An 18,418-nucleotide genomic window follows, 5' to 3' on the forward strand; every position below is an offset into this window, starting at 1 on the left:
TATAGTTGAAAAGGAATGCGACATTAAGGTGTCACTGAAAAACTCATCCAAGAAAAGGGAGGAAAAATCTTTTGAAAAACAAAATCATCGTTTTCCTATCTGTTTTGTCATTTATCATTGGTGGTTTCTTCTTTAACACGAATACTTCAAGCGCTGAAACATCATCTACTGATTACGTTCCTAACCAATTAATCGTTAAGTTCAAACAAAATGCATCTTTAAGTAATGTGCAATCTTTTCATAAATCTGTCGGAGCTAATGTCTTATCTAAAGATGATAAGTTAGGTTTTGAAGTCGTACAATTTTCAAAAGGTACTGTAAAAGAAAAAATAAAGAGCTATAAAAATAATCCAGATGTGGAATATGCAGAACCGAATTATTACGTTCACGCCTTTTGGACTCCAAACGACCCATATTTTAATAATCAATACGGGTTACAAAAGATTCAAGCTCCACAAGCTTGGGATAGCCAACGAAGTGATCCTGGTGTAAAAGTAGCTATTATTGATACAGGGGTTCAAGGCTCACACCCTGATCTGGCTTCGAAAGTAATTTACGGGCATGATTATGTTGATAACGACAATACATCTGATGATGGTAATGGTCATGGTACACATTGCGCTGGAATTACTGGAGCACTTACGAATAACAGCGTCGGAATTGCTGGTGTTGCCCCACAAACTTCAATTTATGCTGTCCGCGTATTAGATAATCAAGGAAGTGGTACTCTTGATGCTGTAGCGCAAGGTATTCGAGAAGCTGCTGATTCGGGTGCAAAAGTAATTAGTTTAAGTTTAGGAGCTCCAAATGGTGGTACTGCATTACAACAAGCCGTTCAATATGCATGGAATAAAGGCTCTGTTATAGTTGCAGCTGCTGGAAATGCTGGAAATACAAAAGCTAATTACCCTGCTTATTACAGCGAAGTAATTGCAGTTGCTTCTACAGATCAATCAGATAGAAAATCTTCATTCTCTACTTATGGTAGCTGGGTAGATGTTGCAGCACCAGGTTCAAATATATATTCAACATATAAAGGAAGCACGTATCAATCATTAAGTGGTACATCTATGGCAACACCTCATGTTGCAGGAGTCGCAGCTCTTTTAGCAAATCAAGGATATAGCAATACGCAAATCCGCCAAATTATTGAGTCTACTACTGATAAAATTAGTGGTACAGGTACGTACTGGAAAAACGGTAGAGTCAATGCATATAAGGCTGTACAATACGCTAAGCAATTACAAGAAAATAAAGCTTCTTAAGAAAACTTTAATCAGTCGATCTACCATGAATGCAGAATAAAATAGAAGGAGAGACTTCTATAATTAAAGCCTCTCCTTCTTACAAACTATATTACTCTCCCCGCTTTTTAACCATATGTAAATACAGTACAAAATCCATCATTGTCGATGAATGACCAAGTTGACGAATCATCGCTGTTATATTTCCTCTATGATATGTACCATGATTTACGACATGTTGCACTAATTCTAAAATCGAAGTTTCTAATTTCCCTACGTATGGATTCTCAATAACAAATACAGCATTCACATCTTGTATTGTAATTAAAAACTCTTTATATTGATTTGCCATGTTTTCAAACATTTTTTCTAATTCATGTAACGATTTAGTTTCAATTTGTTTTCGTAAATCTTCTCGGTCTTGTATTGCTTCATTCATACTTTTACCATGCAATATATGTAACCACACTTGATCTGTAATATAAATATGCACAAAAGTATCCTTAATGGATGGGAATACACTCTGTATCTGCTCATTAAAAATTGTCTCATAGTTTGGTAACTCTTTTAATCGATTGAATAATCTAGTATTAGCCCAAGCATGATAATCACACTGTTTTAATATATACTCTTTCAATTTATATTACCTCCTTATTGTATGAAACGAATGGTTTGTTTCTTCATTTCTGATTCTCTATCAGCCTTTGCAATCCCTTTTTCTTTCATTTCATGCTTATTTATCGTTTTATATTTTACATACGTATAAAATTCCGTTTGAAATGGAAATGGTGTAATCCGAATTGTTTCCTCGTCCACCCATTGAGCTTGAATAAGTTTCTCCTCTTTACTATTAAACATTTCTGTTCCTTCAAAACCATCTTTAAATAAGTCAATTTCATCTTTCTTTTTGACACCAGGCTTATTCATACATACGTATAAAGAAAGTTCATCACAAAACTTTAATAATCTATAATGCTTATCGAACATCGCAAACTGTTCCTTTGTTAACGTTTTCAAAATTCTTTTTTGTCGTTCTAATTCATGTTTATAAAATGACATCATCTCTTCATCTTCCTCGTTTAGTGGAAATGATAAAAAATGTTTACTACAAAGCAATGCCCCGTATGGATTAGAATTTTCAATTTCATTCAATCCAATCGTATAAAAAGCAAAACGTAATGGGCTTGGACAATCCATAAATGTATATGGAATATTTTTAGCATCATTCAAAATTGGTACTTTATCAAGCTCTATCCATCCTCTGTCATGCTCATATATTGCATCAACTGTTTCTTTTAAATATGTTTTATCTTCAAAAAAGTCTTCTTTTATATGCTTTGCAATCTCTCCAGCTAAAAAACCATGATCATGTTGACGAATTAAAATACTTTCCTTCTCATTTTTTTCACGAAAAATCATTCGTATACTCCCCCTCATCCTCATATTAAAGCTTTTTATATGCATCGATTCTTAATTAATCCCTAAATAATAGAAGGGATTCAGTCTCTTGCAACGAAATTAACATAATTATATAGTATTCTTTCTAATCATAGTGATAGCTTTATCTTTACTATCTATTATACTAAAACATTCATTCCAAAAATTTTTTTATGAGGTGAAAACATGAACAAAACAGAATTAATTAAAAACGTAGCTCAATCAGCTGATATTTCTCAAAAGGACGCTTCTGCAGCTGTACAATCCGTATTTGACACAATTGCTAATGCATTACAATCTGGAGATAAAGTTCAACTAATCGGGTTTGGAACTTTTGAAGTACGCGAAAGATCTGCTCGTACAGGACGTAATCCGCAAACTGGCGAAGAAATTCAAATCGCCGCTGGTAAAGTTCCTGCATTTAAAGCAGGTAAAGAATTAAAAGAAGCTGTTAAATAAAAACAAGAAACCAGCCATTTTATAGGCTGGTTTCTTGTTTTTATTTAAGTAATTGCTTTATATTCTCTGCATGATACACTTCACAAATATAAAATACACATTTGCAGTTACTTACAATTTGATACTTTCTAGTTGGATACACATTCGCTGTAACAGAACATCCATCAAACAATTCAATAATATTTCCAGATGGCTGATATCCTTCATATAATACGTTTCTTCTTACTTCCATCTTTTCTATAAGCTTTTCAACAGGAATATTTCCACTCTCTAATTCACTCTTTATTGCGTCCGGTAAAAACGAAGTGTCTGCAAAAATTAGATTTTCAGATAACACCTTTCCTTTATAACTAACATTAGATACACGGTAAAGAAATGTTCCATCTTTATCAAAAAAATTCTTTGCTTCTTTCGGAATGTACTGTCTACCAAGTGCCTCTTGTTCAAGAACATCAAACTGAACTGTATCATTTAAAAGCTTTTCTAAAGCATGAATGGATGATGTATCTCCAGAAAATAAAATATTTTTAATTGCTTGTACATTATAAGTGAATTCATTCTTTCTATTTTCCGCTACTAACATGAGGAACACCTCTTCTGTAATTTTTTTATTTAAGATTTAAAAGTGCTGCCGCGTCTAATTGCGTAATTTCAGTCACTTCCTTACTGAATATTGCAACAGAAGCCCTATAATCTAAACTAGGCCTTACATCTTCCATCATTGTATTACTTGCTAACTCTTGTCTATCCTTAAAAACCAACAAGTTTGGAGGATCATTTGGAGCTGATACTGTAATATGTACTGGTGGAATCATTAGTCCTTCACCTGTCGCTTTCAGCACCGCTTCTTTTCGAGTCCAATATGTTAAAAAACCTTCTATTTTCTGTTCATTTGGCAGTTTCATAACTTGCGCTATTTCAATGTCTGTTAATACACCTTCTGCCATTTTCATAACATCTATACTTGGATTCATTTGTTCTACATCTATGCCAACAGGTGCAGATTTTGTAAATGCAACGACAACCCACTCACCTGAATGCGAAACGGATAATTGCGGCATACCTTCTGGTAATTGTGGTCTTCCATGCTGCAATTTACATACTGAGCACATTCGATCAATTGGTACTTGGACTGGTGACATAGAAAGTATCTTGCCGAGAACTAATCTACTTATTACGCAACCTATTATAAAACGAGCTCGATCTGCCGAATGATGATACGAATTTGCTTTCTCTCGCTCTATATCATTTAGTAAATTGTAATGCCATGATTGTAAATCCGAAATTCTTGCCCACCATATTTGACAATCATTCTCATTCAAAGTTGGAATAGAATCTACAACTTTACTTTCTATCATGTAAACTCTCCTTTATTCAACGAATATCAATTTTCATAAAAAAGCATACGTATATTGTTATTCATTGACAAGTACTTTCTCTTTTTCTGATACAGATAATGTTTTTTCTTTCTTCTTTGACATTACCTCTTTATCGGAAATACGTAAAGAAAATAGTAGTGCTATGAGCAAAAATATTGCTGACCCAATTAATGCTGCTTGATATGGTAAAAAATCGGATTGAACGTTATTACCTCCAAAAACAGCTAGTATACTAGCTAAAAACGCTACTCCTATTGCTGAACCTAGTCGATTTTGCACATTGAATATAGTAGTCGCTCTCCCCATAGAAGGCGGCGTGATATTGTTAAAGGCAGAAAATTGAACCGCACCGACAGATTGACCTAAGAAAATACCGATACCAAACAATAATGCCCGGATTTGCCACGGATTCGTATCGTGATTTACAAAATTCAATAAAACAAATATAACCGCCGTACATATTAATCCAATAGAAATTACCTTTCGAGCTCCTAATTTCTTATATGACCATGGTACAATTTGTGAAGAAATCATTAATCCAATCGCCTCTGGAAATGTCGTAAGTCCTGATTCCAGTGCAGAAACTCCTATCACATTTTGATACATAAGAGGAAAAACAAATAACATTCCTAATAAACCAGCTGATGAAAATAATGATATAATGCTCATCTTTCTAAAGACTGGTTCTTTTAATAAGCGTAAATCTAACATCGGTTGCTTTACTTTCAGTTCTACAATTATAAACAATGTAATGAATACAACCCCAGCTATCCCAGTACTCATAATTTCTGGAGAAATCCACCCTTTTGATGGTCCCTGACTGAGTGCATATATGAGCATCGCAAATCCTGGTGCTGATAAAATAAAGCCGAGCGAATCAAAGCGACCAGCTGATTTTTCAACATGTTCTGCTAAAAATAGAAGTCCAAATAGCAATGCAACGATTCCAAACGGTAGATTAATATAAAATGCCCAACGCCAAGACATTTGATCTACAAAGAAACCACCGATGATAGGACCAATTGCTGGTGCTACAGCAATTGGAAGTATAATGAACCGGGAAATCTTCGGTCTTTCCTCGGGTGAAAATGTTCGAAATAACATCGCCATTCCAACCGGTGTTAAAAGCCCTCCGCCAGCACCTTGAATAATACGGAAAATATTCAATGAAGTAATATCGTTAGCCATTCCGCATAAAGCAGATGCAATTGTAAATACGAAAAGAGCAATTAAAAATACTCTTTTCGTACCAAAACGATCTCCTAACCAACCAGAAATCGGAAGGAAAACAGCTAAACTAACTAAATACCCAACATTCACCGTCCCCATTGCAGATGGAGGTACTTGTAGTTCTCTACTTATCGTTTGCAGTGCTACATTTACAATCGTTGCGTCCATCGCAGCCATAAACATCGCAGTTATATAAACGATACTTACAACTACTTTTGGATTTAGTTTTTCTTTCATTATCGTTTTCCTACTAATGTTTTTTCGCGAACTTGATTACCTTGTGGATTCAAATCTTTCCAGTTATATTCAACATATTCTAAGCAACTCTGCCTACTAGCTTCTTCATATACGACATTCCAGCCAATAGGTACATCGAGAAAAGCAGGCCAGAGAGAATACTGGCCCTCCTCATTTATTAATACTTTATATGTGTAATTATCATTTTCAAATGGATTCGTCATACTCTACTTACCCCTTTCTTATTCTGCAAATATTTCGCTAATACTTGTCCAATTTCCGTAAGTGGACCTGGCTGACATAGATCTTTATGTCTACAATCAACATCGTGCTGCACAATTTGCCCATCTAAATAATTTAACCACGTATTTGGAGAAATAGGATCAAACCAGTCTGGTATAACAGTAGATCTAAAGAATAAGATATCTCCGTTATAAACTTTCGGTACATATTTCCCTAACAACCCTACTGAATTTACATATGTTTCTTTCAAGTTCAATATAGTCTCTTCTTCAAGACTTGCTAATGCACTTCCATCTTTACGAAGGATTTCAACTGCACTTTCCATTGTAAGTGGTTTACCATCCATGTTATCTGGGTCATATCCGCCTAAAGCAAGTAATGCGATTAACGCTTCCTCTTCAGTAGGCGCTTCCGTATTCGGTAAGAAGTGTCCAGGATAAGAATCAAGCATAACGAGTAATTCTACTTCTTCCCCTTCATTTTGTAGTTGCGCCGCCATTGCATGCACAACATTTCCTCCAAGCGACCAACCTAATAAACGATATGGTCCATAAGGCTGTACTTCACGAACGTGTTTCAAGTAATCCGCCGCCATCTCCTCTAAACTTTTTGGAAGTTCTTCATTTTTAGCGATACCACGTGCTTGTACACCATAGATTGGATAATCTGTTCCTAAAGATTTCATAAGTCCTGCATAGCACCAACTTAATCCACCTGCTGGATGTACACAAAATAGTGGTAATTGATCCCCGCTTGCTCGTAATGGAAGCAACACATCAAGTGCACTTTGACCATTCCCCATCTCAAGTCTTTCAGCTAACCCTGCAACAGTCGGTGCTGCAAATAAAGTGCCAATATTTAGTTCCACTCCAAGCGCCTCTTTCATGCGGCTCATAAGCTGCACTGCAAGGAGTGAATGGCCACCAAGATCAAAGAATCCGTCATCAATTCCAATTTGAGGTACACTTAGCACTTCTGTAAACAAGTCACATAACATTTCTTCTTGCGGTGTTCTTGGACCACGACTAGAAGATGATGCGATAAATTCTGGAGCTGGCAATACCTTTCTATCTAATTTACCGTTTGGAGTTAAAGGTAACTCATTTACTACTACAAAAGCGTATGGAACCATATAATCTGGTAAACTACCACTAGCAAACTGACGCATTTCATTCGTATCAATCGCTTCATTATTTGATGCAACGATATAAGAAACTAACCGTTTATCCCCTGGTTGATCTTCCCGTACAATAACGGCTACTTGCTCAACTTTAGAGTGCTTCATTATGACTGCTTCTATTTCTCCTAATTCAATTCGGAACCCACGAATTTTGATTTGATGATCTGCACGTCCTATATAATCTAGCGTCCCATCTTTACGCCAGCGAGCTAAGTCTCCTGTACGATACATTCTTGTACCTGGCTTGCCAAATGGATCTGCGATAAAGCGTTCAGCCGTTAATCCTGCTCTTCCTAAATATCCACGCGCAAGCCCTGCACCTGCAACATACATTTCTCCAACTACTCCAGGTAGCTCTGGTTGTAAATAGTTGTCTAACACATACACTTTAAGGTCAGGTATACTGCACCCAATTAAACTATTTGCTCGTAAAGAGACGATAGTTTCATCTAATTCAATATAACTAACATGTACTGTCGTCTCCGTAATACCGTACATATTAATAAGCTTTGGTGCGTTATGAGGATGTCGACTATACCAATCTTCTAAGCGACTTAGCTCAAGTGCTTCTCCTCCAAAAACAACATATCGTAAAGATAATTTTTGGCCAATCTCTTCATTTTCACGATCTGCTTGCATCAATTGATAGAACGCTGATGGAGTTTGGTTTAAAACCGTAACCTTTTCTTTAACAAGAAGCTGTAAAAATTCTTTCGGTGAGCGACTTACAGTATGTGGCACTACAACTAAACGCCCTCCGTATAATAAAGGTCCCCAAATTTCCCAAACAGAGAAATCAAAAGCGTATGAATGGAACATCGTCCAAACATCGTTTCCGTCAAACTGGAACCAATGATCAGTTGCTCCTAAAAGTCTTACTACATTTTGATGAGGTATCATAACGCCTTTCGGTCTACCCGTTGAGCCTGACGTATAAATAACGTAAGCAATATGTGATGGAGATAATGGCTTAATGCGTTCTACTTCATCAATATTTTCTTCACTATATTTCTCAACTTCTGCTATTACTTTTACATCATCAACTAAAACTTTTAGTGCCTCATCACATTCAAATTCCACTTCTGAATTCGTTAAAACACATGTTGGTTTCGCATCGTGTAGCATAAATGAAATGCGGTCTGCTGGGTAATCTGGATCTAACGGAAGGTATCCAGCACCAGCTTTAAGAACAGCTAATAAGCTTACAACCATGTTTAATGATCTTGGCATCGCTAAAGCAACGAGTTGATCAGGACCAATCCCTTTTGCTATTAGGAATCGAGCTATTTTATTTGCTTTTCTATTTAACTCTTCATAAGTTAATTTCTTATCTTCAAAGACAACAGCAATAGAATTTGGATTTATATGAACCTGCTTTTCAAACAATTGTGGCAATGTCATTTCTGGTGCAATTTGAAAACCACCATTCCACTTTTCTAACACTGTATTTTTCTCTGCTACAGTTAATATTTCTAATCTGCCAATTGATTGATCCGGATTTGTAGCTGCATCATCTAATAACAAAATGAATCGTTCTATTAGTTTTTGAACCGTTTCACGTTTATATAAATCGGTACTAAACTCTAGTAATCCATGTAAACCGTTCGGAGTACCATCAACCCCGTTACTCTCACTAATTTCAAATGTTAAATCAAATTTTGCAGAACCGACGCTTTGAATTTCAAGGCTCGCTTCTAAACCTGGTACATGAAACGTTGCTTCTGGTGTATTTTGAAAAGCTAACATAACTTGAAACAACGGGTGGCTGTTTCGAGTACGTACTGGATTTAACACTTCAACAAGCCTTTCAAATGGAACATCTTGATTTTCATAAGCTGCAAGATTTACCTGCTTCACTCTATTTAATAATTCTTTAAAACTTGGATCTCCTGACGTATTTGTACGTAACACTAATGTATTTACAAATAAACCAACAATATCTGAAAGTACATCATCATTTCTTCCAGCAATCGGACTTCCAATTGGTATATCAGTGCCTGCACCTAATCTTGTAAATAGTGCACTAAGCCCTGCTTGCAATACCATAAACAAACTAACTCCATTTTTACGTGCAAGCTCTACTAACCTACTATGCATACCTTCATCTATATGAAAATGAATTGTTTCCCCGCGGTAACTCGTCTCAATTGGACGCTGGAAATCTGTAGGTAACTCCATTTGGTCTGGTAAACCTTTAAGTTCTTCTTTCCAAAAATCTAATTGTGTTGAAATAAGACTCTCTGGTGTCGTTTCATCACCTAGCAATTGCTGTTGCCAAAGTGCATAATCTGCGTATTGAACTGGTAGTGTCTCCAGCTGAACTCTGTCACCTTGACATCGCGCTTTATACGACGCTGCAAAGTCTCTCGTTAACGGCTGTAATGACCAGCCATCACCTACAATATGATGTAATAAAATTAATAATACATGTTCGTTTTCACTCACTGTAAAAAGTTGTAAACGAACTGCCGGCTCAAAATCGAGGTTAAAGCTATATCTTACCGCCTCTGAAAGTACACTTTCTAATTCATCTTTACATGTATTAGTTATAACCATTTCTAGATTTAAGTTTTCCATATCTAAAATTCTCTGATAGGAACTACCTAATACGTTAGGGAAAATTGTTCTAAGTGTTTCATGTTTCTCAACTACATCATAAAAAGCACCTTGTAATGCTTCCCGATTCAATATTCCATTCATACGAATGACTAGCGGAATATTATAAGTAGGACTTGGACCTTCTAAACAATTTAAGAACCATAACCTGCGCTGTGCAAATGAAAGTGGAACTTCATTTGGCCTACTTGCTTTCTGAATAGCTGGTCTTGCACTTTTTGCATCGTTTAATTGTTTCGCCAGTTCGGCAACAGTTGGTGATTCAAATAGTTTCCCGATTCCTAATTCCACACTTAACGTTTCACGAATCCTTGCCATTAAACGAGATGCGAGAAGTGAATGTCCACCCATTTCAAAGAAATTATCATCAATGCTAATTCGAGAAACACCAAGTACTTCTGCAAATAAATCACATAATATTTCTTCTTTCGGATTTCTAGCAACTCTCTCATTGTGCATTCCATTAAAATCAGGAGCAGGTAATTTCTTTCTGTCAACCTTACCATTTGGCGTTAATGGTAATTCTTCTAGCACAACAAATGCCGATGGTATCATATAATTCGCTAAACTTTCTGAAACATAAGAACGAATTTCTGAAAGATTAATCGGTTCCTTTTCTTCTGCAACGATATACGCAATGATGCGTTTATCATTTGGACGATCTTCTCGTACCATTACTACCGCTTGTTGAATATTTTCATGTCGTTGTAATACCGTTTCAATTTCAGCTAATTCAATTCGGAATCCACGAATTTTAATTTGATGATCTGCGCGACTAATGTACTCTAACGCACCATCACTACGCCATTTCACAAGATCTCCTGTACGGTACATGCGCTTCCCTGATTCTCCATAAGGATTTGCAATAAACCGTTCAGCTGTTAACTCAGGTTTTCCTAAATATCCGCTTGCAAGTCCCTCCCCTGCAATATATAATTCCCCAATAACTCCAGGTGGAACTGGTTGTAACCCTGCATCCAATACATACACTTCTGTATTGCAAATTGGCTTTCCAATAGGAGGTATACCCTTTTCACCTTCATCAATGTTCATAAAAGTAGACCAAATCGTCGTTTCAGTTGGTCCATATAAATTAGTTATTGAGCAACCTAATTCTTTTAATTTATTTGCTAAATGCGCTGGAAGAGCTTCACCACCAACTAGTATATTTAGCCCTTGTAGCTTCTCTGGATAATCAGTTACTAACGCCTGCCAAAGCGTCGGTGTAGCCTGCATAATGGTCACTCTTTCTTCTTGTAAAAGTGTCGTTAATGCTGATGGCTCTTGTATGTCTTCTTTTTGCGCAATTGTTAAACTTGCACCACTAATAAGAGGTAAATAAATTTCTAGAGCAGAAATATCAAACGCAAACGTTGTAACTGCTAATAAATGATCATTTTCATTTAATGAAAACTTTTGTTGCATAGCCATTAAAAAGTTACTTAAACCTCTCATAGGAACAATTACACCTTTTGGGTTTCCTGTTGAGCCTGAAGTATATATTGTATAGGCTGGGTTTAAAAGTGATACATCATTCTTACATGCTATATTCATACGAGAATATGTATGTAACGCTAGTTTCGTTTCTTCTTCATCTAATACAATTTTTTTCATATCATTTTCTATAACTAACTTAGATGAAACAGATGAATATGTTATGATACAAACTGGTTTTGCATCATTTACTATATAATTAATTCTTTCTGCTGGGTATTCTGGATCTATTGGTAAATACGCTGCACCAGCCTTTAAGACTGCTAGCATACTAACTACCATTTCTATTGATCTAGGGAATACTAAAGCTACAAATTGGTTTGGTCGTATTCCTTCTTCTACTAAATAATGTGCTAGTTCATTCGCTCGTTCATTTAGCTCTTTATACGTAAGGTTTACACCGTCACAAGTAATGGCTAGTTTATTGGGATTTTTTTGCACTTGTTTTTCAAATGATATAGGCAGACTGATTAACTCATCGTCTTCCTTCGTTTCATTCCATTCCAATAAAACTTTATGATTTTCTTCAGGCAGAGTAATGTTTATTTTTCCAATCGACTCGTTTTTCTCATAATTATTTACTACTAATTCAAATAGACTCATAAATCTTTCTTTATGCAATGCTAGCTCCGCGCCATTATATACTTCAGGATTTGCATCAAAATGAATCATTAGCTCATTTTGATCAAAACGTTTATATACATTTATTGATAAATCATCGACAGGTCCTGCTGATAAATTATGCGTAATACCACGATTCCCAGCAAAATTTAGCCCGTAATCAAAAGGTATAACATTCACTAACGGTCCAAACAACCTTTGATTTTCACCTAGTAACTTTAAGTCTCTTCTTAATTCCTCATGACGGTATTTATAATGGCGACGTACATCTCGGATTTCTTTAGAAACTTGCTGCAATAATTCCGCAAGAGTTATATTTGGAGTTACTGTAATACGAAGTGGCACTAAATTCATTACCATACTTGGTGTATGAATAGATACCGAACCTAGACGTCCCATCATCGGTAAACCTAAAACAATATCATTTGCACCTGTTAACTTATGCATATAAATACTTGTTACAGCGACAATGAATTCCGGCCAACTTGTTAACGAAATATTGATATCTTCTAATAAAGTTTTCGTGCTAGAACTAGATAAATAAGCTGTTTCTCGTGAAAATCCATTTGATGTTCTCGGTGCTCGCTCTGCCAAGCTTACAACTTCTGGTTCATCCGCAAATTTTTCTAACCAAAAAGTACGATCTTCCTGAAATTTTTTAGACTCACGATACTCAATATCTTCTTGCACGACTTTTGTAAGAGAACCAAACGGCTTTTCATTCTTGTTTGTTTCTTCTATAAGTGATGTATACTCATTCGCCACTTTTTGGCTAAGAAGTGAAAATCCATAGCCATCCATCACAATGTGATGGATGCGCTGATACCAAAAGAAACGATTATTTTCAACTTGAATAAGTGCTTCAGTAAATAATGTATCTTTTTTCAAATCGACTGGCATAGATAAATCATTTTTCATCCATACTTTAGCAGCTTCTTCAGGATTTTCTTCTTTACGAACGTCAATAAAATGCATATGAAACTGTGATTCTTCAATAACTTGCCATGCGCCAATTTCATCCTCCTCGAAGCGAACATGAAGTGCTTCTGCTTCCATTACAACTTTACGTACAGCTAATTCGAAAATTTCTTGATGAATATTTCCGTTTATTTCTACATATTCCCCAGTATTGTAAATTGGATTAAGCGGATCTAATTGTTGCGCAAACCACATACCAGACTGCGCAGATGATAACGAATGACGAATCTTTTGACTGTTAGGCATTCTTTACTACCCCTTTATTATGTAGTCTATTTGTTACAGCACCTGTGCTGTTTGTGAAGATAGTAAACTGTACCAACCTGCAACAGTTGGACGTTCTGCTAAATGTGCAAAAGTGATTTCTTTCCCTTCACGACGCCACTTCTCTACTAAACTCATAATTCTGACCGAATCAAGCCCTCTATTTAATAAGTCCTCATCAATATCAATACTCTCTACTGGCTCACGAAGTAGTTGTGCAACTAGTTCATGCACTTCCTGTATAGTGATTCCTTCACTCTCATCATCTTTTACACTTTGTAAATCGTTTAACAGTAGGTTTGTTGATGTCGTTACTGCACATCTATTAGATGCATACTCCAATGCTTGTTTATGATGCTCTAGTGAAAAATCAGCAACTGCATCTGCTACAAAGAACGGCTCTATACCATCCATAAATGCTTCACAAGCTGTTAAAAGACAGCCAATATGCGCATAAATACCGCAAATAATGAGTTGATCTTTTCCTTGTTCATTTAAAATTTCTAATAGATTTGTCTTTTTAAATGCACTATATCTCCATTTTGTGAGGAATATATCATCCTCATCAGGAGTAAGTTCATCAACAATTTTCTTTTTATCTGGTCCAGCAGGTATACCGTCACCCCAAAAGTCTTGTAATAAACCTCGTTGTTCTAACGTTTGCCCACCAGGTTGTGCTGTATAAACAACTGGTATACCAAGTTCCTTACATTTTTCTCTTATCATTTTTATATTTGAAATAAGTTCTACTTTTGGTGATTCTTTATCGCTATATGCATCAAGAAAATATTCTTGCATGTCATGAATTAAAAGTACTGCACGTTTCGGATCTGGCGTCCAATTCACTTTATTTTTTGGTAGTTCTGATTCAATTGGCATTTTATATACTGAAATAGATGGGATAGCCATCTAATCACTTCCTTCCGGTTTTTATTATTGTTTTACTGTAATAAGCTTTTCAGCAATGACTTTACGTAGTTCTTTTTTGCTGACTTTTCCGACTCCTGTTTGCGGGAATGCTTCAATAAATTCAATTCGATCTGGAATTTTATAAGCCGCTATACCACGTTCTCTTAAAAACATTTTTAATTCACTTACTGCTGGAACTTGTCCGCGAGCTATAACAAAAGCACAGGTGCGTTCACCTAAATAATCGTCAGGCATAGATACAATTGCTACGTCATGGACCGCATCGTGTGCTAATAGATGATTTTCAACTTCTTCCGCAGCAACTTTCTCACCACCGCGGTTAATTTGATCTTTATCTCTTCCTTCTACAATGATGTATCCTTGTTCATTTACTTTTACAAGATCACCTGTGCGATAAAATCCATCCTTTGTAAATGATCGTGCATTATGCTCTTCGGCTTTATAGTAACCACGAATTGTATATGGACCTCTTGTTAATAAACTACCTACTTCGCCAGGTTGTACATCGTTGTCATTTTCATCAACAACTCGTACTTCATCGAGTGCAGACATTGGTCTACCTTGTGTATAAATAATAAATTCTTCCGGATCATCTAATCTTGTATAGTTCACTAATCCTTCCGCCATACCGAACACTTGCTGTAACGTACATCCAAATGTAGGACGTATACGTTTTGCAACCTCAGCGCTAAACTTAGCACCACCTACTTGAATAATCTCTAGGCTTGATAAATCGGCATTACGAGAAGATGCAGCATCAAGCCAAATCATTGCTAATGGCGGAACGAGCGCTGTAATTGTAACTTTTTCTTTTTCGATAAGAGCAAAGGCCTCATCTGGACTACCACCAGTTGCCAATACCACTTTTCCACCCGCATAGAAAGTTCCAAATGTCCCTGGAGAACTCATTGGGTAATTGTGTGCTACTGGAAGAACTGCCATATAGACGCTTTCTGCATTCAAATTACAAATTTCAGCGCTAACACGTAAACTATAAATATAGTCATCATGTGTTCTAGGAATTAATTTAGAAAGACCTGTTGTGCCTCCTGATAATTGGAGAAATGCAACATCACTTGGCTGAACTTCTGGTAATGAGACGGGATCCATATACAGATCATTTATGTTCACAAACTCTTCTTCTTCTCCCACTACAATTACATGTTGTAAAGTTGGCACTTTCTCTTTCACTTCTCTTGCTAATTTTCGATAATCAAAACCGAGAGCCTTATCTGAAATAACGTAAGCGCTCGCCTCGCCAAACTCACAAAAATAACTAATTTCACTGCTTCGATGTGAAGGTAGTGCAAAGACAGGAAGCGCTCCAATTCGAAATAGTGCAAAACATATTTCGAAAAACTCGATAATGTTAGGTAACTGGATTACAACTCTGTCCTCTTTCTTTATTCCTAAATTCAGTAAACCTGCTGCTAAACGATCTACCTTTTTATTAAGTTCACTATATGTTATATGCTTCTTACCACTTACAACCGCGATTCGATCTCCATATTTCTCAGCCCGCTCTCTTAACACTCCTTCAAATGTTTCACCAAGCCAACATCCTGCTTCTCGGTAACGATCGGCAAATTCTTTTGGCCATTCTGTATAACCTACTAGCATTCTTTCTTCCCCCTATTTTTCATTAAGTGAACTATCTCTTAACCCTAAAGCTTTTAGCATTGTTTGGAACTTAGCTGATGTTTCTGCTAACTCATCTTCTGGTTTTGACTCAGCAACAACTCCAGCTCCTGCATATAAACGAAGTGTATTTTCTTGTACTTCAGCACAACGAATTGTAACAATCCATTCTCCATCTCCATTTAAATCGCTCCATCCTAGCATTCCTGTAAAGAACTCGCGGTCAAATGGCTCAATATGCTGTATAGCTTCTCTTGCTTTTTCCATCGGAGTTCCGCAAACTGCTGGCGTAGGATGAAGGGCAATTGCTAATTGTAAAGAAGAAGTATTTGGATCCTTAAGTTCACCTTTCACTTCTGTAGACAAATGCCACATCGCTTCACTATGAATAACTGATGGCTTTTCTGGAACATGTAATGTATGACAATACGGACGAAGTGCAGCGGCAACCGCTTCAACTACTACCGCATGTTCATGTAAATCTTTTGGCGAAGAAAGTAATTCCTCTGCTCTTCTTTTATCTTCTACTGGGTCCTCACTACGTGGCCTTGAACCAGCTAACGGGTTAGAAATAACTTGCATACCATTACGTGAAACAAGTAATTCAGGGCTTGCTCCAATTAGCGTCTTACTGTTCTCTTTTTCATCTTTCGGTAAATTTACAGAAAATGTATAACCATGCTTATTATGCTCTGCTAATTCTCGCAGAAGTTTTTGCTTATCAATCTTTTCGGAAGATTTAACATCTAACGATCTGGATAGAACGATTTTCTTTAAATCACCGTCCTGTATTTTTTCAATTCCTTGCTTCACACCATTCATATAAACTTCAGGGTCTGGCACTGGTGTCATTTCAAATGTTACATTCTCATTTGTTTCAAGCTGATTTGTTGTATCCAATTGTAAACGCTCAGAAATTCTGCTATATTCTGGTACGATGAGTTGGACTTCTTTTCTACGATCAAATGGCAAAGCACCCACAACGATAGGATTTGGATTTCCAGCTTGTTTCGCATTACTTAATTTCGCTTGAACAAGCTCTGGGAAACTTTCAATTTCACGATGCTTTACTGTAGTAAACTCTCCTTCTGCTAATATCGTTCGAGTTGGTGAAGCGAAAAAGAATGAAGATTCAGTCTTATAATCTTCTAAAAGTTTTTCTGACAATTCCTTTACAGCTATATGTTCATTCATAATATAATAACCTCCTGAATTTTTATTAAACTCCTAACGTAGCACCGCCATCAACACATAAATTGTGCATTGTAATATGACTTGCTCTATCTGAGGCTAAAAATAACACTGCTTCAGCAACTTCTGAAGGTTGTGCAATTTTTTGTAATGGAATTCCGAGTCTATATGTATTTTGAGAACCAGCAATTATATTTTTAGCTCCATTCTCATCAGCCCATAGTAATCTTTGCATCTCAGTTTCAGTAGAACCTGGAGAAACTAAGTTGCAGCGTATATTGTATGCCGCAAGCTCTAGTCCTAAACATTTCATAAACATCGTCGTTGCGGCCTTTGACGCAGCATACGCAGCCATCTCCATTCTTGGCGTATTTGCCGCATTTGAACCGACTGTAACAATTGCCCCCGATTTTCTTAACATCATATTTTTACTTACCGCTCGGGACATATTGAAAACCCCTGTCGTATTTACAGAGAATGTTTTATTCCAATCTTCATCACTTAACGAATGAATTGGTCCCATACGTAAAACCCCTGCAACATTTATTAAAATATCTATTGGCGCTATTTCATTTGCAATATGATTTACCATGTCTTCAGCAGCGGCGCTATCACTCACATCTAAACGAAACGTTTTCATACGTGTATTGTTTAATTCATTTTGATTTAAGAGTACATTTAACCCCTCTTCATTTTGATCAACTGCAATAACTGTGGCTCCTCTTTCTAAAAACATTTTGGCAACGACACTGCCTATGCCTTGTGCTGCACCTGTTACTAAAACTGTTTTCCCATCAAATTCCCCTAAGTTCATTTTCTCTATCCTTTCACATAAACATTAATTTCATTAAGTAACACCGATGATATTGATTTTCATTATCAGTTGTGTTGTAAAAAATAATACACTTACTAAACTAATTGGTCAAGTGCGCATTACTTTAAAATCCATTTTATTGATAATGTTTTTCATTTACCATCTTACACCGAAATGATAATGTTTCTCAATAAACTTGTCAATCTTTTTTTATTTTTCAGATAAACCATTTTAATGCTTCTTAATAAAATCATATGTAAACGCATTAAAAGTACTTATATTATAAATAAAATTCAAAGTCCTCTTTTTAAAATTGAAGAAACTAAACTAGAGATACGTTCATTTACAATGCTTTATGAAAAACTCAAGTATATATTTTCTCAATATTTTTCTGAAAATATATCTTACAAATACTAATGAATGTCTTTTTTGTCATTTAAGATTTAATATATATTTCGAATAC

General features: G+C 36.1%; 13 protein-coding genes. 2 read left to right on the forward strand and 11 right to left on the reverse strand.

Annotated elements, in window-relative coordinates; all coding sequences use genetic code 11:
- Positions 1-71: 71 nt before the first annotated feature.
- Complete coding sequence (locus B9A45_RS18255; RefSeq protein ID WP_000790937.1) at positions 72-1,265, forward strand: S8 family peptidase; 1,194 nt, start codon at positions 72-74, stop codon at positions 1,263-1,265.
- A 91-nt stretch (positions 1,266-1,356) separates the two neighbouring features.
- On the opposite strand, the gene B9A45_RS18260 is transcribed toward B9A45_RS18255, so the two are convergent.
- Positions 1,357-1,881, reverse strand: coding sequence for a DinB family protein (locus tag B9A45_RS18260; RefSeq protein ID WP_053512255.1), 525 nt, complete (start codon positions 1,879-1,881; stop codon positions 1,357-1,359).
- Positions 1,882-1,895: 14 nt separating this feature from the next.
- A complete protein-coding gene (locus tag B9A45_RS18265; protein WP_000577279.1) occupies positions 1,896-2,663 on the reverse strand; it encodes a DUF3891 family protein in 768 nt (255 codons plus the stop codon).
- Positions 2,664-2,867: 204 nt separating this feature from the next.
- Between B9A45_RS18265 and B9A45_RS18270 the strand changes: the two genes are divergently transcribed.
- Positions 2,868-3,140: an HU family DNA-binding protein gene (locus B9A45_RS18270; RefSeq protein ID WP_001043905.1), complete on the forward strand. Its 273-nt coding sequence runs from the start codon at positions 2,868-2,870 to the stop codon at positions 3,138-3,140.
- A 40-nt stretch (positions 3,141-3,180) separates the two neighbouring features.
- On the opposite strand, the gene B9A45_RS18275 is transcribed toward B9A45_RS18270, so the two are convergent.
- Genes B9A45_RS18275 through dhbA form a run of 9 tightly spaced genes read right to left on the reverse strand, consistent with a single transcriptional unit; the run spans position 3,181 to position 17,955 of the window.
- Positions 3,181-3,723 (reverse strand): hypothetical protein, encoded by a 543-nt coding sequence (locus B9A45_RS18275; RefSeq protein ID WP_000959126.1) that lies wholly within the window; start codon positions 3,721-3,723, stop codon positions 3,181-3,183.
- Between the two features lie 25 nt (positions 3,724-3,748).
- Positions 3,749-4,498, reverse strand: coding sequence for a 4'-phosphopantetheinyl transferase Sfp (gene sfp, locus B9A45_RS18280; protein ID WP_000572999.1), 750 nt, complete (start codon positions 4,496-4,498; stop codon positions 3,749-3,751).
- A gap of 57 nt (positions 4,499-4,555) precedes the next feature.
- A complete protein-coding gene (locus B9A45_RS18285) occupies positions 4,556-5,986 on the reverse strand; it encodes an MDR family MFS transporter (RefSeq protein WP_084064473.1) in 1,431 nt (476 codons plus the stop codon).
- Positions 5,986-6,210 carry an MbtH family protein gene (locus B9A45_RS18290; RefSeq protein WP_000184059.1) on the reverse strand — a complete coding sequence of 75 codons (225 nt, stop codon included), beginning with the start codon at positions 6,208-6,210 and terminating at the stop codon, positions 5,986-5,988. Before B9A45_RS18290 ends, B9A45_RS18285 begins: the two co-directional genes overlap by 1 nt.
- Positions 6,207-13,364 (reverse strand): amino acid adenylation domain-containing protein, encoded by a 7,158-nt coding sequence (locus tag B9A45_RS18295; protein WP_084064475.1) that lies wholly within the window; start codon positions 13,362-13,364, stop codon positions 6,207-6,209. Before B9A45_RS18295 ends, B9A45_RS18290 begins: the two co-directional genes overlap by 4 nt.
- 33 nt (positions 13,365-13,397) lie before the next feature.
- A complete protein-coding gene (locus B9A45_RS18300; RefSeq protein WP_001007253.1) occupies positions 13,398-14,291 on the reverse strand; it encodes an isochorismatase family protein in 894 nt (297 codons plus the stop codon).
- Between the two features lie 24 nt (positions 14,292-14,315).
- A complete protein-coding gene (locus tag B9A45_RS18305; RefSeq protein ID WP_084064478.1) occupies positions 14,316-15,932 on the reverse strand; it encodes a (2,3-dihydroxybenzoyl)adenylate synthase in 1,617 nt (538 codons plus the stop codon).
- Positions 15,933-15,944: 12 nt separating this feature from the next.
- Positions 15,945-17,144: an isochorismate synthase DhbC gene (gene dhbC / locus B9A45_RS18310; protein ID WP_001002073.1), complete on the reverse strand. Its 1,200-nt coding sequence runs from the start codon at positions 17,142-17,144 to the stop codon at positions 15,945-15,947.
- A gap of 25 nt (positions 17,145-17,169) precedes the next feature.
- Entirely contained in the window at positions 17,170-17,955 is a 786-nt protein-coding gene (gene dhbA, locus B9A45_RS18315; RefSeq protein WP_001048428.1) for a 2,3-dihydro-2,3-dihydroxybenzoate dehydrogenase, read from the reverse strand.
- Between the last annotated feature and the right edge of the window lie 463 nt (positions 17,956-18,418).

This window comes from Bacillus sp. JKS001846 (genome assembly GCF_900176455.1).
Taxonomy (GTDB): domain Bacteria; phylum Bacillota; class Bacilli; order Bacillales; family Bacillaceae_G; genus Bacillus_A; species Bacillus_A cereus.